23 protein-coding genes and 1 tRNA gene are annotated in these 21290 nt (G+C 60.2%); 3 read left to right on the forward strand and 21 right to left on the reverse strand.

Going from position 1 to position 21290, the window contains the following annotated elements:
* Nucleotides 1-77 (forward strand) — tRNA-Met (locus Q4481_RS20355).
* A gap of 250 nt (nucleotides 78-327) precedes the next feature.
* Here Q4481_RS20355 and Q4481_RS20360 read toward each other — a convergent pair.
* The 16 genes from Q4481_RS20360 to Q4481_RS20435 form a co-directional block, all read right to left on the reverse strand.
* Entirely contained in the window at nucleotides 328-540 is a 213-nt protein-coding gene (locus Q4481_RS20360) for a hypothetical protein (RefSeq protein ID WP_304378238.1), read from the reverse strand.
* 18 nt (nucleotides 541-558) lie between these two features.
* Complete coding sequence (locus Q4481_RS20365; RefSeq protein ID WP_304378239.1) at nucleotides 559-1347, reverse strand: ABC transporter ATP-binding protein; 789 nt, start codon at nucleotides 1345-1347, stop codon at nucleotides 559-561.
* Nucleotides 1348-1358: 11 nt separating this feature from the next.
* The gene (ssuC, locus tag Q4481_RS20370; protein WP_304378240.1) at nucleotides 1359-2201 is read right to left on the reverse strand and encodes an aliphatic sulfonate ABC transporter permease SsuC; all 843 of its coding nucleotides are present in this window, start codon (nucleotides 2199-2201) and stop codon (nucleotides 1359-1361) included.
* A 58-nt stretch (nucleotides 2202-2259) separates the two neighbouring features.
* Nucleotides 2260-3426: an FMNH2-dependent alkanesulfonate monooxygenase gene (gene ssuD, locus Q4481_RS20375; RefSeq protein WP_377354149.1), complete on the reverse strand. Its 1167-nt coding sequence runs from the start codon at nucleotides 3424-3426 to the stop codon at nucleotides 2260-2262.
* A gap of 29 nt (nucleotides 3427-3455) precedes the next feature.
* Nucleotides 3456-4412 carry an aliphatic sulfonate ABC transporter substrate-binding protein gene (locus tag Q4481_RS20380; RefSeq protein WP_304378241.1) on the reverse strand — a complete coding sequence of 319 codons (957 nt, stop codon included), beginning with the start codon at nucleotides 4410-4412 and terminating at the stop codon, nucleotides 3456-3458.
* Nucleotides 4413-4443: 31 nt separating this feature from the next.
* Nucleotides 4444-5412, reverse strand: a complete 969-nt coding sequence (locus Q4481_RS20385; protein WP_304378242.1) for an aliphatic sulfonate ABC transporter substrate-binding protein — start codon at nucleotides 5410-5412, stop codon at nucleotides 4444-4446.
* A gap of 203 nt (nucleotides 5413-5615) precedes the next feature.
* Nucleotides 5616-6857 (reverse strand): SfnB family sulfur acquisition oxidoreductase, encoded by a 1242-nt coding sequence (locus tag Q4481_RS20390; protein WP_304378243.1) that lies wholly within the window; start codon nucleotides 6855-6857, stop codon nucleotides 5616-5618.
* 18 nt (nucleotides 6858-6875) lie between these two features.
* Nucleotides 6876-7646, reverse strand: coding sequence for an ABC transporter ATP-binding protein (locus Q4481_RS20395; RefSeq protein WP_304378244.1), 771 nt, complete (start codon nucleotides 7644-7646; stop codon nucleotides 6876-6878).
* Nucleotides 7647-7726: 80 nt separating this feature from the next.
* The gene (locus Q4481_RS20400) at nucleotides 7727-9064 is read right to left on the reverse strand and encodes an ABC transporter substrate-binding protein (protein ID WP_304378245.1); all 1338 of its coding nucleotides are present in this window, start codon (nucleotides 9062-9064) and stop codon (nucleotides 7727-7729) included.
* Between the two features lie 87 nt (nucleotides 9065-9151).
* On the reverse strand, nucleotides 9152-10201 hold the full coding sequence (locus Q4481_RS20405; protein WP_304378246.1) for a branched-chain amino acid ABC transporter permease: 1050 nt from the start codon (nucleotides 10199-10201) through the stop codon (nucleotides 9152-9154).
* A 2-nt stretch (nucleotides 10202-10203) separates the two neighbouring features.
* Complete coding sequence (locus tag Q4481_RS20410) at nucleotides 10204-11103, reverse strand: branched-chain amino acid ABC transporter permease (RefSeq protein WP_304378247.1); 900 nt, start codon at nucleotides 11101-11103, stop codon at nucleotides 10204-10206.
* Entirely contained in the window at nucleotides 11103-12023 is a 921-nt protein-coding gene (locus Q4481_RS20415) for an ABC transporter ATP-binding protein (RefSeq protein ID WP_304378248.1), read from the reverse strand. The genes Q4481_RS20410 and Q4481_RS20415 overlap by 1 nt, the downstream gene beginning before the upstream one ends.
* 106 nt (nucleotides 12024-12129) lie before the next feature.
* Nucleotides 12130-13242: a dimethylsulfone monooxygenase SfnG gene (gene sfnG, locus Q4481_RS20420; RefSeq protein ID WP_304378249.1), complete on the reverse strand. Its 1113-nt coding sequence runs from the start codon at nucleotides 13240-13242 to the stop codon at nucleotides 12130-12132.
* A gap of 11 nt (nucleotides 13243-13253) precedes the next feature.
* Nucleotides 13254-13469 carry a hypothetical protein gene (locus Q4481_RS20425; RefSeq protein ID WP_304378250.1) on the reverse strand — a complete coding sequence of 72 codons (216 nt, stop codon included), beginning with the start codon at nucleotides 13467-13469 and terminating at the stop codon, nucleotides 13254-13256.
* Complete coding sequence (gene msuE, locus Q4481_RS20430) at nucleotides 13466-14071, reverse strand: FMN reductase (protein ID WP_304378251.1); 606 nt, start codon at nucleotides 14069-14071, stop codon at nucleotides 13466-13468. Before msuE ends, Q4481_RS20425 begins: the two co-directional genes overlap by 4 nt.
* 96 nt (nucleotides 14072-14167) lie before the next feature.
* A complete protein-coding gene (locus Q4481_RS20435) occupies nucleotides 14168-15697 on the reverse strand; it encodes an FAD/NAD(P)-binding protein (protein ID WP_304378252.1) in 1530 nt (509 codons plus the stop codon).
* Nucleotides 15698-15807: 110 nt separating this feature from the next.
* Between Q4481_RS20435 and Q4481_RS20440 the strand changes: the two genes are divergently transcribed.
* Nucleotides 15808-16341, forward strand: coding sequence for a flavin reductase family protein (locus tag Q4481_RS20440; RefSeq protein ID WP_377354143.1), 534 nt, complete (start codon nucleotides 15808-15810; stop codon nucleotides 16339-16341).
* A gap of 94 nt (nucleotides 16342-16435) precedes the next feature.
* Here the strand turns inward: Q4481_RS20440 and Q4481_RS20445 are convergent, their stop codons facing one another.
* The 3 genes from Q4481_RS20445 to Q4481_RS20455 all read right to left on the reverse strand — a co-directional run bounded on the left by Q4481_RS20445 (nucleotide 16436) and on the right by Q4481_RS20455 (nucleotide 18633).
* A complete protein-coding gene (locus tag Q4481_RS20445) occupies nucleotides 16436-16903 on the reverse strand; it encodes an RrF2 family transcriptional regulator (RefSeq protein WP_304378253.1) in 468 nt (155 codons plus the stop codon).
* 96 nt (nucleotides 16904-16999) lie between these two features.
* Complete coding sequence (locus Q4481_RS20450) at nucleotides 17000-18364, reverse strand: FAD/NAD(P)-binding protein (RefSeq protein WP_304378254.1); 1365 nt, start codon at nucleotides 18362-18364, stop codon at nucleotides 17000-17002.
* Between the two features lie 143 nt (nucleotides 18365-18507).
* Nucleotides 18508-18633, reverse strand: a complete 126-nt coding sequence (locus Q4481_RS20455; protein WP_304378255.1) for a hypothetical protein — start codon at nucleotides 18631-18633, stop codon at nucleotides 18508-18510.
* Here Q4481_RS20455 and Q4481_RS20460 point away from each other — a divergent pair.
* Nucleotides 18625-18852 carry a M10 family metallopeptidase C-terminal domain-containing protein gene (locus tag Q4481_RS20460; RefSeq protein WP_304378365.1) on the forward strand — a complete coding sequence of 76 codons (228 nt, stop codon included), beginning with the start codon at nucleotides 18625-18627 and terminating at the stop codon, nucleotides 18850-18852. The genes Q4481_RS20455 and Q4481_RS20460 overlap by 9 nt on opposite strands.
* Nucleotides 18853-18968: 116 nt before the next feature.
* On the opposite strand, the gene Q4481_RS20465 is transcribed toward Q4481_RS20460, so the two are convergent.
* Together Q4481_RS20465 and Q4481_RS20470 are read right to left on the reverse strand one after the other, a co-directional pair.
* Complete coding sequence (locus tag Q4481_RS20465) at nucleotides 18969-19109, reverse strand: hypothetical protein (RefSeq protein ID WP_304378256.1); 141 nt, start codon at nucleotides 19107-19109, stop codon at nucleotides 18969-18971.
* A 722-nt stretch (nucleotides 19110-19831) separates the two neighbouring features.
* On the reverse strand, nucleotides 19832-21022 hold the full coding sequence (locus tag Q4481_RS20470) for a DUF2778 domain-containing protein (protein ID WP_304378257.1): 1191 nt from the start codon (nucleotides 21020-21022) through the stop codon (nucleotides 19832-19834).
* Between the last annotated feature and the right edge of the window lie 268 nt (nucleotides 21023-21290).

Here is a 21290-nt window from a genome sequence, read left to right on the forward strand (position 1 = left end):
CGCGGGGTGGAGCAGCCCGGTAGCTCGTCAGGCTCATAACCTGAAGGCCGCAGGTTCAAATCCTGCCCCCGCAACCAACCCCCCCAAAAAAAATAGTACTTCAAAAGCTTCGGTCCCTAAGCATGGCAGCGCTTGCCTTGTGCCGCCAACAATCATCATCTGTGCCTAGACCGGAGACATGCGCAAGCGATTCAACGCGCCTATCCTAGAAGAGAAGCGCGAGAAAACCCGTGCGCAGATCTTACGCCTTCGCGTTAGTCATGAGTTCTGGCAAAAAAAGACCCGGATCTCGACGGGGGCGAGATCCGGGTGCCAAGGTGGCGAAGGTCAGAGGCTACGGTAGGCGTAAAGCCAGGCCGGGATAGGCTCGATTGCCGCAGTCGGCTGCGACGATGTTTCGGCGGATGCTGCAGGCAGGTTCTCGACGGTATCTGCAGACGCGAGCTCTACCCGCCCGGATGGGCGATCCGATTGTGCTTCAATGAAGGCCGCCTGCTTGGGGAAGAAGAAACTCAATGTATGCCCAGTCAACAGCAACATGATGCGATCTCCTTTCGATCAATCACCCAGAATGGCGGCGAGAAGTCGCCCCTCGATTTCCGCCAGTTCGGGATTGCTGTGACGGCGGGGATGCGCAAACGGAACCGGCTGATCGAGCTTGATGCGACCCTCTTCGAGCACGATGACGCGATCGGCGAGATGCACGGCTTCGGCGACATCATGCGTCACGAGAACAGCGGTAAAGCCACGTTCGCGCCAGACCTCCGACAATAGACGCTGCATCGAGATTCGGGTCAGCGCATCGAGCGCGCCGAGCGGTTCGTCAAGCGCGAGAAAGCCGGGCCGGCTCACCAGCGCCCGGGCCAGGGCAACGCGCTGGCGCTGGCCTCCTGACAGCTGCGATGGCCAGTCACCCTCCTTGGCGGACAGTTCAACCGAATGCAGGGCCTGACGGGCCAGTTCGCGGGCATCGTCCTTTTGGTGATCGCTGCCGAGCCCGACGATGACATTGTCGAGGACATTGGCCCAAGGCAGCAGACGCGGCTCCTGGAAGACAATGCGGGCATCGGGCGCGACCGAATTGCCTTCGCCATCGTGAAATTCGAGGCGACCGTTTGTTGGTGTATCCAGACCGAGCAGGATGCGGAGAAGCGTGCTCTTGCCGCAACCAGACTTGCCGATGATGGCGACAAAGCTGCCCGGTTCGATCTCGAGGTCGATGCCGCGAAGCACCCGGTTGGGGCCGAAACTCTTTTCCACACGGCTGAGGTTCAGTCCAGCCGCCGAACGAGCGCTATCAGCACGATTGATGGAGGGAACGGCGCGGGCGAGGTTGGCATTGCTCATCTTGGATCTCCTTATGCCCTGTAGGCCGGGTTCCAGGCGAGGACCCGCTGTTCGAGGTAGCGGACGGCAATATCAGCGGCCTTGCCAAGCAGCGCATAGATGACGAGTGCCAGGACCACGATATCGGTCATCATGAATTCGCGCGCCTCCATCGCCATATGGCCGATACCGGATGAGGCGGCGATGGTTTCCGATACGATCAATGTCAGCCACATGATGCCGAGCGCATAGCGCAGTCCGACGAAGATCGACGGCAGGGCACCGGGGAAAATGACCTTGCGGAACAGGGTGAAGCCGCTCATCCCATAAACGCGACCCATCTCGATCAGGTCGCGATCGACATTGCGGACGCCGTGATAGGTGTTGAGATAGACCGGAAAGAGCACGCCGAGCGAAGTGAGGAACAGCTTGGATTCCTCGCCGATGCCAAACCAGAGGATGACGAGCGGAATGAGTGCCAGATGCGGGATCGTCCGCAGCATCTGCAGCGTCGTATCGGTGAGCTGTTCGGAGAGGCGCGAGATGCCATTGGCGATCCCGAGCGCAAAGCCGATTGCGCCGCCGACCAGGAGACCGGCCAGTGCGCGGCCAGCACTCACGGCGATATCATGCGGCAGATCGCCGGACAGGGTCGTGGTCCAGAATGCCTTGAGCACATCGGCCGGCGACGGCATGATCCGGGTCGAGATGATGCCGAAGGAGGACAGGACCTGCCAGACGATGATCGTGGCCAGAGGCAGAAGATAGGGCAGCCACAGGGACCGGTTCAGAAATGTCATCCTGTCCAAAATGCTCGTGCGGACATTGCCGGCCTTGGACCTCTGATCAAGGGTCACGCTGTCGAGAATGGTCATGGCTTTCTCCAGGAGAGTTGGGGGAAAGCGGGTGCCGGGGCACCCGCTGCCGATCGGATCAAGAGCCGGATACGACCCGGAGATTGCCGCCATGGCCGCCGCCGCCGAACACCTGGTCCTTGCTGAACGACACCGGCAGACGGTGATTGGGCAGGCCAAGCCCCAGTTCCGGGAACAGCAATTCGGAGACGCGATAGGCCTCCTCGAGATGCGGATAGCCCGAGGCAACCACGGTATCGATGCCGAGCGCCTGATATTCGCGCAGGCGGGCTGCGACTGTCTTTGCCGAGCCGACAAGTGCTGTCCCGGCGCCCGAACGCACCAGCCCGATCCCGGCCCAGAGATTGGGCGACACTTCCAGCTTGTCGCGGCGGCCACCATGCAGTTCCCACATCCGGGTTTGGCCGACCGAATCCGATTCCTTGGTGAAACGGGCGCGTGCCGCCTCGATCGCCTCGTCCGGCAGTCTTGAAATCAGCCGGTTGGCGGCATCCCAGGCCTCTTCATCCGTCTCGCGGACGATGAAATGCAGACGGATACCGAAGGAGACCTTGCGACCGCGGGCGGCGGCGGCCTTGCGGACGCGTTCGATTTTCTCGCCTACCTGGGCCGGTGTCTCGCCCCAGGTCAGGTATTTGTCCGTATGTTCGGCCGAGAAATCGATCGCAGCATCGGAAGAGCCGCCGAAATAGAGCGGCGGACGCGGCGCCTGTACCGGCGGGAAGCCAAGCTGGGCACCGATTGCCTTGATGTATTTGCCATCAAGTGTGGAGTTACCGGTGGCGAGCAGCTCGTTGAACACCTGGAAGAACTCGACCGCATGGTCATAGCGTTCATCGTGCGGCAGGAAGATGCCGTCGCCGGCCAGCTCCTGTGCCGAACCGCCAACCACGATGTTGAGCAGCAGACGGCCGTTCGAAACGCGATCGAGCGTCGAGGCAAGGCGGGCATAATAGGCCGGCGATGCAACGCCCGGACGGATGGCGACGAGGAACTTCAGCCGTTCGGTGACCGGAGCCAGCGAGGCTGCGATGATGAAGCTCTCCTCGCAGGCAACCCCTGTCGGGATCAGCACGCCCGAATAACCGAGGCGATCGGCGGCAATGCCGATTTCCTTGAGATAGGCCGGATCGGCCGAGCGGGCGAGATCGTTGGTGCCGAGATAGGCGCCGTCGCCGGATGTGGGGATGAACCAGAGGAAATCGAGCGGTTTTTGTTGAGACATGATGTTTCTCCAAATGAAAGTGATGTTGATCAGCTGGCCTTGGGCTGCCAGACGATATCGTCGACGCGGAGCGACTTGGGCAGGATGCCGAGGCTATGGAATTCATCAGCCAGCGCTTGCTGGTAGGCCACCGCTTCAGGCGACAGGAGCTGAACCTGTCCGAGATCGGCTCCCGGCCGGGAGAGCGCCTTGAGGGTGATCGGTTCGGGAACACCGGTGATGGCCGAAAGAGCGCCAGCGGTGGCCGGCAATGCAGCCTGCGCCGCCTTGCCCACCGATTTCAGTTCATCGAGCGTTTCGAGCACGATCTCGGAGTGGCTGTTGGTGAAACCGGTATTGCCGAGGAAGTAGCTCCAGGTATCGACGATACCTTCTGCGGTCGACAGAACACGCGTTTGCGCAACCTCTTCTGCGACGGCGAAATAGGGATCCCAGATCGCCCAGGCATCGATGGCGCCGGTCTTGAAGGCAGCCGCTGCATCAGGCGGCGGCAGATCGACCGCCGTGATGTCGGCGAGCGAGAGCCCGGCCTTGCGCAGCGCCTTGACGGTGAAATTATGTGCCGACGATCCGCGCTTGAAGGCAACGCGCTTGCCTTTGAGATCTTCGAGCGCCTTCACGGGCGAATCCCGATGAACGAGAATGGCCGACGATGCGGAAGAGCCCCGATAGGAGCCGACATAGAGAAGATTGCCGCCGGCGGCCTGGGCAAAGAGCGGCGGCACATCGCCGGTCGGCCCGAAATCGAGCGCATCGGCACCAAGGGCCTCAAGTAGCGGTGGACCGGACGAGAATTCCGACCAGGTAACGGTGACACCCTTGCTGGCGAGCCGCTTCTCCAGCGCGCCGGTGGCCTTGGCGAGCGCCAGGACACCATTCTTCTGCCAGCCGATCCTGAACTGGACCGACGCCCTGACAATGGCCGGAAACGAAAGTGCTGCAACCGTGGTGGCTGCCGTCTTGAGTGCTTGTCTGCGGGTAATCATGGCGTCGGTCCTTTCGGGTTGTGCGATCGCGCTAGCTGGCCTTCGGTCGCCAGACGATGTCGCTGATGGTGAGCTTCTTCGGCAGCACGCCCCAGGCATGGAAGTCATCGGCGAGCTGCTGTTGATGGTTGACCGCCTCGTCGCTGACGGTCGCGACAAGGCCGAGATCGGAACCGGTGCGGGTAAGGGTGACCCGGGTGATCTCCGGCTTGACGCCGGTCAGATCGGAAAGTGCCTTGGTGGTTCCGTCGATATCCTTCTGTGCGGCGGCGCCGACCTTGGCGAGCTCGTCGAGAAGATCGACGACGATATCCGGATGTGCGGCGACAAAATCACCATTGCCGAGGAAGAAGCCCCAAGCGTCGACGATCCCTTCGGATGTCGTCAGCACACGGGTATCAGGGTCGGCCTCAGCAACGGCATAGAAGGGATCCCAGATCGACCAGGCGTCGATGGAGCCATTCTTGAAAGCGGCGCCGGCATCGGGCGGCGGCAGATCCACGCTTTCGACGTCATCCGGCGTCAGACCGGCCTTGGCGAGCGCCTTGAAGGCGAAAGCATGCGCGGAAGAACCACGCTTGTAGGCGACTTTCTTGCCCTTGAGATCGGCAAGCGTCTGGATAGGGGAATCCTTCTTTACGAGGATGCCGTGGAAGCCGGCCGGCGGACGATAGGTGCCGACATAGAGCAGGTTGCCGCCCGCTGTCTGGGCGAAGAGCGGCGGCACATCGCCCGTCGGTCCGAAGTCGACGGCACCAGCACCGAGCGCCTCGAGCAACGGCGGCCCGGAATTGAACTCGGCCCATTCGATTTCGACATTCTTGCCGGAGAGACGCTTTTCGAGGGCCCCGGTCTGCTTGGCGAGCGCCAGAACGCCGAACTTCTGCCAGCCGATGCGGAGCTTGACGGGTTCGGCAGCAAAAGCAGTCTGAAAGGTTGGCAGCAGCCCTGCGGCAACCGATGCTCCTATGAGAGAAAGTGTCTGTCTGCGTGTGACCATGATTGTAGTGCCTCCAGGTTGATGGCGACCATATTGATATAATCTACATAATTAGTCGACATTATGTGGTTCTGAAAATGCGCCGATCTGGAGATTTTTTTTCCAAGTTTTCTGCCCGGAAGGATCCGGTGCGGAAACTTTCCCCTCGGAGAAACGCAAACGGCGCCCCGAGGGGCGCCGCTGATGATCCATACGGATGGGAATCAGCTCCAGGCGTGGAGCGGCGGCTTTTCGCCGTTGAGGTAGTATTTGCCGAGGATCGAGTATTTCCAGCGCACCGGATCATGGAGCGTGTGGGTGCGCGCATTGCGCCAGTGTCGATCGAGATTATGTTCGGCAAGCGTCGAACGCGTACCGGCAAGCTCGAACAGCTTGTTGGTGGCCTCGATGGCGATTTCGGTCGAAAGCACCTTGGCTTCGGCAGTGATGATCTGCGCCTCGGCGACCGTTTCCGCGTTGGGTTCGGCGACCGCCCGATCGATCGCCTGGCCGGCTTTTTCCAGCAGCGCCTGTGCCGCATGCAACCTGATCTTCAGGCTGCCGATGGCCTGGATCGTGTAGGGATCGTCCCAGGCATGATCGAGACCGCTATCCACCCAGGGACGCGACTTGGTACGCACGAAATCGATCGTTTCCTTGATCGCCGCCGAAGCAATGCCGTTATCGACCGCCACCTGGATGACCTGGAAGATGGCGCCATCGGCGGTCGGGCGTTCATAGCCCTTGTAGCCCGGCACCAGCCAGGCCTTGTCGACCTTGACATTGTCGAGGATCACGGTGCCGGACAGCGTCGTGCGCTGACCGAAGCTCGACCAGTCGTCGATCACTGTCAGGCCGGGCGCATTGCGATCCGCAATCGCATACCAGGCACGGCCCTGATCATCGAGGGCGACGATCGGCACCTTGTGGGCAAGGAGCGCACCGGACGAATAGAACTTGCGGCCATTGACCACGACATGGTCACCGTGATCGGTAAACTTCGTCTCGAAATCCGCCGCCCGCTTGGAACCGAATTCCGAAAAGGCATTGCCGAACCGTGTGCCCTTGAGCACCTCGCCGAACAGCAGTTTCTGTTGGGCGGGATCGGAGACGGTGCGGATAGCGGCAACGACGCCAAGATGGTTCTGCGACACCTGGCCGATCGAAGGATCGGCTTCCGAGATGATCTCGACGACCTTGCCGAGGGTGGCATAGGAAACATCCGGTCCACCAAACTCCTGCGGAACATTGATGGACCAAAGACCGCTCTGGGAGAAGGCATCGAGTTCGGCCGCCGGCCAGATCCGTTCGCGGTCGCGTTTGGAGGCTCCCTTGACGAATTCGGCCGCGAGCTTGTGGGCGATCTCGATCGCCTCATCGTCTGACCTGATGATATAGGCCGGTTCAGCCGGACGGGCGACGCCGGGCACGCCGACGGGTTTGTTCACATTGGCATTGACGTTCATGGGATACTCCTGTGGTGGTCAGGCAGCCGGCCTGTCGGTGGAAAAACTGCCGCTTTCGCCGAGATAGAAGGCCTTGATATCGGCGCGGTCACGGAGCTCGGCTGCGGGTCCCGACAGGACCGTGCGGCCGTTCTCGATCACGGTGGCGACATCGGCAAATTGGAGAGCGACGGTGGAATTCTGTTCGGCCACGAGCAGCGAAAGTCCGTTGTCGCGGTTGAGTTTTTTGAGAGCCCGGAAAATGTCCTGGATCACCATGGGCGCAAGTCCCATGGATGGCTCGTCCAGAACGAGCAGGCGCGGTCGTGACATCAGCGCACGGCCGATGGCCGTCATCTGCTGCTCGCCGCCGGAAATGAGACCGGCGGATGTGTGGCGCTTGTCCCTAAGACGCGGAAAGGTGGCGTAGACATGGTCGAGATCGCGCGCAATGTCGGCCCTGCCTGATCCGCGACCCAGAGCGCCGGATACGAGATTTTCCTCGACGCTGAGGCTCTTGAAGCAATGCCGCCCTTCGAGCACCTGTACCAAGCCCGCCCTGACGAGCTCGGCCGGACTATGCCGCTGGACATCGCGACCGTCGAAAACAATCGATCCTGATTTGACCTGGCCGCGCTCGGCTGGCAGCAGGTTTGAGACGGCCTTGAGCGTGGTACTCTTGCCCGCACCGTTGGAGCCGAGCAGCGCCACGATCTCGCCATCGCGGACGCGGATGCTGACGCCGGACAATGCCTTGATCGTTTCACTGTAGCTCGCATGGATCGCATCGATTTCAAGCAGGTTGGACATGGGAAAACCCTTTCAGATGATCGCGCCCTCGATTTGGGTCAACGCCCCTCCCCACAAGGAGGAGGGGTCTTTTCCAATCCTCAGTTCACCGCGCCTTCGGCATCAGCCTCGGTCCTGAGCTTGAGCCCCTTTTCCTTGGCATAGGCTTCGGCGCTCTTTTCGATGATCGGGCGCAGCAGCTTCCAGTCCGGCGCGATCCAGTCCGAGACGACGTTCCACTTCTTGCCATCCCATTGCTGGAAGGTGACGTAGCCTTCGCCTTCGTGGTTGTCCCAGGACACATTGATCGAATGGAACAGGTCCTTGGCGCCAAGGGCTTCCACCTTCGCCTGGTCGAGCTTGAGATGTTCGAAGCCCCAGCGAACCTCATCGCCGGTCAGCGTGCGCTTGCCGAACTTCTCCTGGGCGATGCGGATCGCCTCGACATTGAGGATGCCGTTGACGATGCCGAGATTGTGATAGACCGAGCCGATGCGCTTCTTGTCTTCGAGATTGCCCTGACCCTTGTCATAGAGGTTGGCGATGATCTCCTTGACGATCGGATAATCGGCACCGGATGCCTGGGTGGTGATGGCGGTATAGCCGATGGCCGCATCGCCGGCCGGGATCACGTCCTCTTCCGAGTTGGACCAGACATTGCCGACGATCTTGGTAACCGGAAAGCCCACCTTCTGGGCAGTCTTCAGCGCCACCGGGTTCATGACCCCCCAGCCGCGCAGCACCACATAATCCGGCTTGGCGCGGCGGATGGTCAGCCATTGCGACTGCTGCTCGTTGCCCGGATGCGGCACCTCGATCTGCTGCAGCGTAAATCCGTATTTCTCTGCCAGCAGTTCATAGATCGGGATCGTTTCCTTGCCATAGGGCGAGCCGTGATAGAGGACGACGATCTTCTTGCCCTTGAGCTTTTCAAGCCCGCCTTCCTTGGAGGCGAGATAGTTGATGATGCCCGAGGTTTCCGAATAGGGATTGAGCAGCAGCGGGAAGACGTAAGGGAAGACGCGGCCATCTGTGGAGTCGGTGCGACCGTGATTGACAGTAACGAGCGGCACCTTGTCGGTGGAGATGCGATCGATCATCGCATAGGCAATACCGACAGACAGCGGGTTCCAGGCGGCGGCTCCGGCGCGGCTCTTCTGGCGTTCGTAGCATTCGACGCCGCGTTCGACCTCATACTGGGTTTCGCACTCGTCCCAGGTCAGCTTGACGCCGTTCACACCGCCGTCGCGGGTGTTGATGAGGTTCATATAGTCGATGAAGCCGCCGAAGAAGCCGGTACCGCCGGCAGCATAGGGGCCGACGCGATAGGATTGCAGCGGAAAATACTGCTCGTCGGCCTTGGCCGGCAGGCTGGTGCCGGCAATCAGGATGGCGATGCCGGCTGCGGCAGCGCGAAGGGTGTTGGTCAGGTATTTCATCAGGCAAGCTCCTTCTGTTGACCGGATTGACTGTCCGGCCCTGATGACGATTTCACTGGGATTGATTGGGGTCGCGGTCCGGGGCGCTCAGCCTTCGGAGAGAGACCTGGTTCTGGATCCGATCCTTAACCAGAGGCGCTGGGCCAGAGCGGCCAACCCATCGGGTTCGAGGATCAGGAATACGATGATGAGGGCACCAAGGACGATACGCTGGCTCATGTCGAGGACGCCGGAGTCAAAGAGATCGCCGAGCAGAAACGTGCCGACCTGCGACAGGACCACCGGGAAGACCACGATCAGCGCCGCTCCGAGAAAGGCGCCACGAATGGTCGCCAACCCGCCGATGATAACGATGAACAGGATCTGGAACGAACGGTCGAGATTGAAACCAGCCGGCTCGACGGTGCGAAGATAGGCAAAGGCCCAGAGCGCGCCCGCCACCCCGATGATGAAGGACGAGAGCGCGAAAGCGAGCAGTTTTGTCTTCAGCACCGGCACGCCGATGAAGCGGGCCGCCGTCTCATTGTCGCGAACGGCAACGAAGTTGCGGCCGGTCTGAGACGTCGCCACCCGCCAGGCCAGTGTGGTGAGCAGCGTCACGATGATGAGCGCGAAATAATAGCGGCCGAGCGAACCTTCGAACGCAATCCCGAGCAGCGACAGCGCAGGCGCATCGATGACGCCCGATGGATTGTCGTTGGAGAACCAGCCGAATTTGGTCAGCGCCCATTGAACGAAGAACTGCGCTGCGAGCGTCGATACTGCGAGATAGAAGCCCTTGAGGCGCAGGCTCGGCAGGCCGAAGACGATGCCGACTGCCGCTGCCACGCCGCCGGCCAGGAGAATGCTGACGACGAGCGGCAGTCCTTCGATACGAAGGTTGAAATTGAAGGCGGCGAAGGCACCCACTGCCATGAAGGCGGCGCTTCCGAGCGACACCTGGCCGGCATAACCGGTGAGAAGGTTGAGGCCGACTGCCGCAAGCGATAGCGCCAGAAACGGCATCATGATCGCTTCGATGAGATAGTTCGAACCGAACAGCGGTACGAGAACGAAGGCAGCGAGGAGCACGGCAAGCGGGCCGGCCCAGTCCGGGTGTTTGAGCGTGGTAACCGTTTCGGAAGCAAGGATGGCCATGATCAGACCCTTTCGACAAGTTTCTGGCCGAACAGACCGGAGGGACGGATGAGCAGGAAGACGAGCGCCAGCACATAGGCGAACCAGCCCTCGATGCCGCCACCGACATAGTCGCCGATATAGACCTCGGCGAGTTTTTCGGAGGCGCCGATGATCAGGCCGCCGATGATGGCGCCGGCAATCGAATCGAATCCTCCGAGCACGAGGACCGGCAAAGCCTTGAGCACGACGAGCGACAGCGAGAACTGCACCCCGGAACGGGCACCCCACAGAAGACCGGCAACGAGAGCGACAAGCCCGGCTGCTGCCCAGACGGTGGCCCAGATGCGGGGCAGGCGAAGGCCGACGGCGAGGGCGGCGAACTGATCGTCAGCAACAGCCCGGAACGATAGGCCGACACGGGTGTAGCGGAAGAAAAGCGTCAACAGCAGCACCATCAGCGCGGCCGATCCGGCAGCAAAGAGATCGAACTGCGAGATGAAGATGCCGTGGAATTCGAAGGGAATATCCTCGATGCCGAGATCGAGCGCATGAACCTGGGTGCCCCAGAGAAGCTGTGCAGAACCCTCGATCACATAGGACAGGCCGAGCGTCGCCATGAAGAGGGTGATCGGCGGCTTGTTGACCAGCGGCCTGAGTACAGTGCGCTCCACCATCAGACCGATCAGGACCATGATCGCGAAGGTGACAACCAGCGCAAGCCAGAACGGAACCCCGCGCTCGACGAGCGACACGAAGGTGAGTGCCGCAAAAAGGAGCATGGCGCCCTGGGCAAAGTTCAGGACACCGGACGTCTTGTAGATCAGCACGAAACCGATCGCGACCAGCGAATACATGACGCCCGAAAGAAGCCCTCCGGTGAGAACCTCAAGGAAGAAGAGATAGTCGAAGCCTTCGGACATCAGATGCCCTCCTCGAAATCGTCATGGCGGGCAACGCCGAGATAGGCATCGATGACCGCCTGGTCTGCGCGAACTTCGGCGGGCGTGCCATCGGCAATCTTTCGGCCGTAGTCGAGAACGGCAATCCGATCCGACAGGCCCATCACGACACCGATGTCATGCTCGATCAGGATGATTGTCGTGCCGTAATCGTCGCGCACGGAACGGATGAAACCTGCCATCTCCTGCTTTTCGGTGACGGTCATGCCGGCCATCGGCTCGTCGAGCAGCAGGATTTCGGGATTGGCAACAAGAGCACGGGCCATCTCGACCCGTTTCTGCAGTCCGTATGGCAGCGATCCGGCAAGCCGGTCGGCATGGGCCTCCAGCTTGAGGAACGATAGAATGGAGTGCGCCCTCTCGCGCGCATCGCGGTCTTCGCGGCGGGCTCGCGGCAAGCCGAAGGCCTGGCCGATGAAGGTGGATCGGCGGGTGAAGGCGAGCCCGGCCATGACATTTTCCAGCACCGTCAGCCCCTTGAACAGCGCAAGATTCTGGAAGGTGCGCGCAAGGCCAAGGCGAGCGGCGCGGCTGGCCGGGACCTGCCGGAACACCTGACCGCCAAGGGTGATGAAGCCGGTGTCGGGCCTGTAGAGCCCGCTGATGATATTGATCAGCGAACTCTTGCCGGCACCGTTGGGGCCAATGATTGCACGGATTTCTCCGGGATTTACCGAGAGGCTGATCTCTGCAAGCGCCGTCAGGCCGCCGAAGGACAGCGTGACATCATCAAGCGCCAGGACCGGCTGCGGTGTCAGGCTGAGAGCAACCGGGGCCTGAACACGCGACGCGCGGTTGGGCAATTGCACATTGACCGACGGGAATTCACGGAACGACGCGCTGCCGTCCAAAGCGGAGAAAGTGTAATGGGTATCCAGCATCTCGATCCCTCTCATCTGCGGAAAGCCATGGTTCTGGACGCACCGCCCCGATCGGCATCCCGCAACCGGGATGCCGTCTGTTGTCGTTTCAGGATGGGCGGATGGCCTATTCGGCCGCCTGCAGGCTTCCGGCTTCCTGCGCTTCGAGTTCCCGCACCAGCGGGATGACCTTCTTGCCGAAATATTCGACCTCTTCCTGGAAATGCAGGAAACCCATGAGGATGAGATCGGCACCAGCCCGCTTGTGGGCGATGATGCGTTCGGCGACCTGTTCGGGCGTTCCGATCAGATTGGAACGGAAGCCATCGTTATATTGGACCAGATCCTGGAAGGTCGACTTGGCCCAGTTGCCTTCGCGCTCCGGCGATGAATTGCCGGCATTCTGGACTTCGTGATGGAAGCCGCGCACCGCATCGGGAATAGCCTTGTCGATGACTTCCTGCAGGACCGCTTTGGCTTCCTGCTCCGTTTCGCGCACGATGCCGAAGGCATTCATGCCGATCCTGGCCGGCCAGGACTTGCCGAACGCCCGTTCCTTGCCGCGAATATCGTCGACCTGGGCCTTGAGACCTTCCGGCGTGTTGCCATTGGTGAAGTACCAGTCGGACACCCGGGCCGCCATGTCACGGGCGGCGCGCGACGAACCGCCCTGGAAGATCTGCGGAATGCCACCGAGCGGCTTCGGCTTCATCGAATAATCGGTGAAGCGGTAGAAATCGCCGCGCAGATTGTAGCTGTCCTCGGTCCAGATGCCGCGGATGGCGCGGATGAATTCTTCCGAACGGCGGTAACGTTCGTCATGATCGAGCCAGGGCTCGCCAATGGCGGCGAATTCGCCGCGGAACCAGCCCGAGACGATGTTGACATCGATGCGGCCATTGGTGATGTGGCTGATCGTGGCAATCTGCTTGGCGAGCAGCGCCGGGTTCCAGGGGCCGGGCAGCACGGCTGCGATGACACGCAGCTTTTCGGTGGCAGCCAGCAACGCATGGCTGAAGGATACCGATTCATGCTGGTTATCCGCACCATAGCCGGCCGTGAAGCGGATCTGGCTCAGCGCATATTCGAAACCGTTCTGTTCGGCGATCTGCGCCAGCTTGCGATTGTAATCGATGCCCCAGTCGGTTCGCTGTTCGATCGAACTGATCACCAGGCCGCCGGAAACGTTCGGCACCCAATAGGCAAACTTCAGCGGTTCATTCTTCTTCGGATTCGTCATGTCGTTCTCCGTTAGCTCAGATATGGATCGGTAGAAGGGATGTCGGCGCAGACGACCTGTGCGGCTGCGAAACGCTCCTGGCGAAGGCGTTCGTCAGGGTCGGAAAAGCCGCGGAAGGCGTCAAAGGGAGTATCATCCTCGTCTCTGAAGGCTCGCCAACGGGCCGAAAGACGCTCAAAAAAACTGGGCGGCAGATCCGCTCCCACGGCTGTGACGACCTGTTTCATGCGACTTCTCCTCTCTGAAAGTCATTGCGGTGAGACGGGATGGAACGGAAAGCGGGGACCGGATGCCGTCCGAGTTCCGCAAAGGCGATGAGCTCTTCGACGGCGGTTTCGATGCGGGCACCGATATCCGGGTTGCTGATGGCGTAGTCGGTGAAATCGGTTTCCAGCGCATAGATTGCCGTCGGAAGCGTGAGCGCCTTGAAGAAGGAGAAGAGCGGCCGGAGCTGATGGTCGATCATCAGACCATGAAGGGGGCTACCGCCAGTCGCGACCAGCACCACCGGCTTGCCGATGAGTGCACGAAAATCGACGAGATCGAAAAGATGCTTGAGCGCACCTGAATAGGACGCCCGATAGACCGGCGATCCGACCACCAGCACATCCGCATTCTCGATGGCCGAGACGATCTCCCGGCCCTCTTCATCCAGCTGATCGGAACGAAGCGCACGAAACAGAACCGGCGCCTTCGCTGCCAGATCGATATGGTGCGGGGAAAGCTCGGTTCGCTCCTCGATCCGCTTGAGAACCGAGGCAAGGAGCGCACTGGTGCGCGACGGTGCCTTGACGTTGCCAGATATGCCGACGATTCTCAGATCACTCATGTTGCGCCCTTTCATCTTCATATTGTCTATATAATTGATAGACATTAAGGGAAAAGAAAATCTGTCTCTTTTTAGATGGCTTTGGAGAATTCCGTTTCAGCTGTCCGCGCTTTGTCGTCTGCTTGCGGTCTTCAGGCTGCGGGCAGCCAGGATCTCGATCGCGACTGCATGCGCATGGTCCGAGACTTGCGGCAGGCCCATCAGTTCGCCAAAGGTGCCGCGTGCGAGCGGACCGGCAACATAGAGACCTTCGACGGGATGGCCGCTGCGATCGAGAATGTGCGCGTTGGCATCGCACCAGAGACCGAGACGCAAAGGATCCTGTGCCACCAGCCCTTCCGCTTCAAGCGCCGCAAGGTAAGGCTGGCTTGCGATGATGGCATCATGGGCGGGTCCCGTCGTCACGACCACCGCATCGAAATCGCGGATCAATGTGCCACCGGCACGGGCGCGTTTGAGCGCGATGCGAATTTTTGCGCCCTGATAGGTCACGGCTGCGACGGATGCTGCCAGCGTTACGAGCTGGCCGCGCTCTGTAGCCACGGCAAGCGCTCTTTCGATCTGTGGCGCGATCCGGAACCGGTGCACATCCCAGAAGGGGCGCAGATGTCGGACCAGCCGTCGACGCTCTTCGACGGACAGATTGCTCCAGATCTCAGACCCCTGTGCGCGGGCGGCATCGAGCACCGCATGCCAGCTGACGCCAAACAGGGCGGCCTGATCTATGGCTTCGCGGACGCGGCGCGCCAGAAGCCGTGCTGACCGAATGGGGCGGCTGACAAAATCGCCATGCAGATCCTGCTGCACCGGAGAATGCCCACGCGACCGCAGGCCGCGGCGGGAAATCGAGGTGATCGGCCCCGTATGGCCGCGTGCCAGGAGCGAGGCGATTACATCGGCCGATGTCAAACCATTGCCGACCAGCAGCGCCGCATCTGTCGGACGGATGACATCGAGCGCACCGGCAACGGTGGCATCGGGTACAAAACGCGGATGGCCTTCGAGCATGGAGTGCAAAAGCCGCGGCGGCGATGGCGTCGGATGGCTGGTAGCAATGACCACCTCCGAAGCCTGAAAATGGTTCCCGCCGTCACTTTCGATCGTCCAGTGATCTTCCGTTCGATGAAGGCTCGAGACCCGCGCTTTGACATGCACGATCCGCCCCGCAGAGAGGTAAGGTTCAAGCCGCGCCGCTACATAGTCTCCAAATGCGGCCCGGCGCGGAAAGAGGCTGCCATCGGGCAACATCGCATCCGGATCCTGCTCTGCATAGAAGCGGTCATGCAGCCAGTCGGCAAAATCCTGCGGCCGGTCCGGGTCGAGGCTCATGCGGCTCGCCGGTACGTTGATCCGATGGATCGGATCTTGCGTGTCATAGGCAAGACCTGCGCCCAGCTTGGTGCGGGGTTCGAAGACCAGAACGTGAATGGACGGGTCGGTGGAAACGAGGTTCCACGCTGTGGCCGCACCGGTGAAGCCACCGCCGATCACCGCGATCCAGTCCGTTGTCGTTTGGGACGCGCTGACCGGATGCGGTCGCGTCGCTTCTGTCAGATTCCGAGGTTTCAGGTTTACGTCGTGGCTCTGCAGATCGATTGCCGGATGCGGATTCTGGGACATCGTCATCCCTCACTCGTTTCGTTTCGTCTCTTAATCCATAATGTATATAATTTTTATTGACAATATGCGTTTTGAATTTATCGTTCGTCCCATCATCGCCTCTGAAAGGAACGTCAATGAACATGATTCAGACCCAGCCGGCCTTCGATAGCCGTTATCATGCCGATCACGCCGAACCGGCGGATGTGAAGCGCGCATTGCGTAGTCTTGCCGGCGGCGTCAGTGTGATTACCGCCGGTCGCGGTGACGAACGCACAGGCGCGACCGTCACCTCGGCCACGGGTCTTTCGATGGATCCGCCGACCATGATCGTGAACATCAACAAAACTTCGTCAAGCTGGCCGGTGATCAAGCGACATGGGCATTTCTGCGTCAACATCCTGAACGACCGCCAGCAGGAAATCGCCAACCGTTTTGCCGGAATCGGCGGCATCAAGGGCGTGGCGCGCTATGAGGGCGCGCAATGGACGACGCTTGCGAGCGGCGCACCGGTGCTGATCGATGCGCTTGCCGCCATCGATTGCGAAGTCGAGGAAGTCATCGAACGGCACAGCCACGCAATCATCCTCGGTCGGGCGCTCGCCGTTGCCATCGGCGATGGCGGCTCGCTCGTCTACCAGAATGGCGGTTACGGCCAATTCGTTCGCTGAGTTGGTTTTCGCCGGCAGGCTGGACCGGAGAAATAGAAAGGCCGCAGGTCACTGAACGGACCTGCGGCCTTTCATGTTCCGGATCTATGACAGGTCAGGTCGCGACCTTTGTTCGATCCATGTCGAGGTCGATATCCAATTCGGCATAGTCGCCCGAAATCAGTTGTTCGAGTGTGAGCTTGTCGAGAATCTCGGAAATGGCATCGCGCACCTGGGTCATCGCCTTGCGCACCAGACAGCTTGCCGGATCGGCGCAATCGTCGCAGGCCTCGTAGGCGGTGCGGCTTGCGCAACGGATCGGCGCCAGCGGTCCGTCGATGACGCGGATCGCATGGCCGATCCGGATCTCGGATGCAGGCCGCGATAGCGAATAACCGCCCGTGGGGCCCTTGCGCGAACGCACGATGCCGGCATTGCGCAATTCGAGCAGGATCGTGTCGAGAAATTTCTTCGGGATCTGGTTAGCCAGCGCGATCTCACCGCTGAAGGCGGTTTCGCCCTCCGGCAATCGGGCGAGGGCGATCAGGGCCTTTAGGCCGTATTTTCCCTTTTTGGTGAGCATGAAGGAGCACCTGAGTTTCGAGTCGGTCTCGGAAGCGAGCTATATAGACTTTATAGATATAATTTTCGCTTACATTCTCAAGCGCAGCCGACATCATCAACCGGACATTTTCTCCACGATGCGGTTAGCGACGTCGCGAGCCTGCACCCTGATATCCGGAACCGCGAAGATTTCGAAGAACTGCCCCGTCGTCATCGGGCCGATGGCGTAAGCCGATTGCGCGACCGAACCATCGGATCGCAGAAGCTGCGATTGGGCGTTGACCGCAACGCCGAGGCCGAGGGCATCCGCCCCGATCAGCCCGCGCGCCGACATTTTCTTGAGCAGCGGAACCTTCGAGATCGAGCATTTCTCCATACCGGTGCAATTGACGACCCAGTCGGCGCTCAACTGACGCAAGGTGCCTGTGTGGCGGTCGCGATAGGCGACCCGGGCGCGCCCATCCTTTTCATAGACCTCCTGCAGCCAGCCGGCGCGGATCGTGAGCTGGCCGCTTTCCCGCATTGTGTCGAGATTGGCTCGGACATCAGGTGCCATCCGGTGGCGGTGAATGTTCCACCAGCTGTTGGCATGGCGCAAAAACCGCTGCCGCTCTTCCAGACAAAGATGCTGCCAGAGCGCCTGTGTGACAGGGCGGATACCATCGACCACGCTGCGCCAGTCAGAAGCCTGTCGGGCAGCATCCCGCAACTGTTGCATCATCCGGCTCAAGGGAGCCGTTCCAGGTGTGAGGACCGGCGCTGTCGCGTCGCTTCGGGGTACGACATGCGGCAAAGGCAAAAGCCCGTGGCGCGACAGAACATGGATCGGGCCGCGATGGCCGCGAGAGCGCAGCGACATGACCTGATCGACCATGGTCAGACCGGAACCGAGCATGAAGATGGTATCATCCGGTGCTGTCCGTTCGATCCAGAGATCGGCCCAGACATTGAGACAGATATGCCGGCGCGCGGCATCCGCAATCCGGCTTTCCGCGATCGGAAGCCGCGCGGGCGTGCCGCCGATACAGAAAACGCTGGCGCGCGCTGCAATCCTCGCACCATTCGACAGGTGAAAGACCTGCCGGTCATCGCCCAATTCTTCGCAATCAATCGCATCGGCATCCTCGAAGGAGACGCCGGCACGATTGTCGAGCTGCGCCAATCGCTCATCCAGCCGTTGTTTCACATATTGGCCGAAGACCGGACGCGGCACGAAATCCTCCGGGCCTGAAGCGACGCCGGTCTCGCTGAGCCAGTCACAAAGATCGTCCGGACGATCGGGAAACAGGCTCATCCTCGCAGCCGGAACATTCAAACGGTGAACCTCCTCAGGCGTCGAATAGGCGACACCCTGTCCCATCGTTCTGGAGCGACCGACCACCGCGACATGCAGCCGCCTTTCGGCATTCGCGGCGATGTTCATGAGGGTAACGGCTGAGGAAAGGCCATTGCCAATGACCGCAATATCAACGGACTTCATGTAAACTCCTATAGTTTATATAATTTATAGACTTTAAAGTCTGGTGGAAGTCAAGAGACGAGTTGGTCCAGGCGCTTCATCCGAGCGCTTCATCCGACTTCAGAAGCGTTGCCAGCACATGGTTAGCCTGTAACCGGTTTCGGCTATGAAGGGCCGATCGCAAAAACGCGGGAGACAACCTCGACGGCTACTATGGAAAGCACGATGTCCTGACCGGCAACGGCGGCAAGGATGTCTTCAATTTCCGCGCGGGCGAGCCGATCAACCATGTGACGATCACCGATTTCGTGAAAGGCGCCGACAAAATCGATCTGCACGAATTCAACAATCTCTACTTCATCGACACCCTAGCAGAGGTCAAAGCCCTGCCTCACAACGACGGCGACAATCTCGTGTTCGATTTCAGTTCGCTGCAGGATCATACGACCTTTACCCTGCTCGGGATCCACAAGGCCGAACTGTCGGCAGGTGATTTCATCTTTGTCTGAAAGAAGTGAAACGGGAAAACCGAACAGCCGAGATCTCGGCTCTTGTCCACCGCATTAGTGGGGGCTGAGGTCACGATAATGAAACGAGAGTGATCATCCTAAGATTTTCCCGCGGCCTATGATCCTTCAAAGGATGCGCCGATATGGATTTCCGCATGCGGATTTCTTATGCCGACGACTTGAACTTCGGCCAGGTTTTGACGGCACAGGAGCCGTTTTGAACGGGGCAAGACGAACTGCTGTTCTTCGTCGAGCATCAGTTATCCGAACTTTGGATGAAGCTGGCCCTTTGCGAACTGAGCGTGGCTCGGACCGTGATTGCAGTCGACTAGAGGCTTGAGGCCTTGAAAATGCTGGCACACATTGCAAGGTTCGTCGAACAGTTGAATTCGTCCTGGGATGTCCATCGGACGATGACACCTTCGGAATATTTCGGTTTTCGCATGGAACTCGGCTAGTTGGCGGACTTTCAATCATGGCAACAGCGACTGATCGAAGATGCGGTTGGCAATCGCAACCTGGCGATGCTCAAGGCGCAGGAGTACCGAGCGACCTCGTGGGAAAGTTTGACCCCGATCTTGCGTATCCCCCTCTCCATGACGCGGTCCTGTGCCGCCTTTCCCGTTTTGGCTTTTTCACCCGAAGAGATTCTTGACCGAAACCTGCGTGAAGTCTCGAAGTCTTAAGTCCGCGCCATCGCCGACTGGGTGACAGTCCATGGCGATCGGTCTAGTTACCGGGAAGCCCGCGAAGTGGCCTCGAAGGCGGTAGATTTTGAAGTCAATTTCCGACGCGGCCGTTTCAAACATGTCTCGGCGATCGCAAGCGTAATCGGTTTCGAGCGCGCTTGAGGAGGGCAGCGAGTATCTCTTACCTGAGGCGCATTCTCAAAGCTGAATTTTTCACCGAACTCTGGCGGGTGCGAACGGAACTCTAGGTTCCTCGGCCTCCAGCTATATGCAGCTAAACGCTTCTACGATCAGGCGCCGGCCTTGCGATAGAGTGCTGCGAGTTGGGTCCGCGAAGAGGGCAGTTCCGGCACCACGACCAGCATGGTGACATGGCCGCGCTTGAAAGCCTTCAGGAACGGCTGGTAGTTCTGGAAGGCGACGCAACCATGCGAGCCGATCTGGCCGCGCAGAAGGTTGGTGTGGGTCAGAAGTCCGGTGCGGTTCTTTGGATCGCGACCGTCGATCGAGGTCATCCGGATGGCTTCGACGCCATAGAAGCGCTTTTCGCGCATCGACAGGCGATAGATGCCGGCCGGTGTCGGGCCCGTCATCTTGACATGTTCGTAGCGCGGATTGTCGCGCATACGGCCAATGCCGGAATGGGCGCGCAGCCTCGTGCCATCCGGCATATAGACTGTGGCATTGGAGACGTCGTAGATCGCGACCCGCGTGCCCTTGCCGGGCCAGCCGCTGTCGTTCGACTTGCTCTTGAAGAGATCGCCGAACAGCGAGCGCTCCGGCTTGGCATAGGCCAGTTCGCGTACGGGCTTCTCGTTTTTCTTTTTCGCGCGCAGGGAAGGCTTTTCGTCATCCGGTTTCGGTTCCGTGACAACCGTTTCGATCAGCGGCCGGGTCTCCGGCAGCGGAATGATGCCGGGTAGAGCGAAATCCTCTTCCGTCTCTGTTTTCGCAAGCACAAGGCTAAAGGGCGGCATGTCCCGTGTTGGCACAGCCTCGGCATAGGCGAGCACCATGGGGGAGGTCTGAATGACCTTGTCTTCCTGTGGTGCCGGATCTTTGATGCGTGCAAAGGCGGTTACGATCTTCGACGCCACATCCTTGCGTTTCGCTTCTGCCATCGCAGGATGGCTATCCGGATGATGCTGCTCGGTCAGGCGGATGGCCGCGGCAGCGAGCTGTCGTCTGCGGATCTCATCTGTGGTTGGCTTGGAGACGGATGTAAAACGCGCCGCTTTTGCCCAGCGTTCGGAATGACGTTCGGCAGCCATGTCCCTTGCCGGATTGAGCCGCGTATCGAGGCTCATGCGCGCTTCGTGCCAGCCAAACGCGGCTTCGTGCATTTCGTGGAGGGTTGAAGCGAGGGCCCAGACGCCTCCGGCGAGGATGCTGCAGGCCAGGAGGCCGCTGGCAACAATGGTGAGGGAACGGCTCGTGCGGGATTTCGACGCGGCACGCGCAGGCTTGCTTGGAGACGCCATGACTCAGTTACCCATTACTCGTTACTCGACGCAGCCCTGACAACAGTGTCGGAAGCCCGTTACACATCCGGCGAGATGCGAAGCAGTGGCGCGCGCATCGGTGCCGGATAGGCGAAGTGTGAACAAATGTGGTAATCAAATCCTAAACGGTGCCTCGATTTCTGCGATAAGTCCGAAAAAGGTGGCTGCGGTGTCTGTGCGGCGCGCGGCTTTCAGCCCTTTACGGCGCCTTTACTGGCTCATGCCCCTCGAACGGAAGAGCCAGCCT

Source organism: Fluviirhizobium alvei (genome assembly GCF_030551875.1).
Lineage (GTDB): Bacteria > Pseudomonadota > Alphaproteobacteria > Rhizobiales > Rhizobiaceae > Rhizobium_E > Rhizobium_E alvei.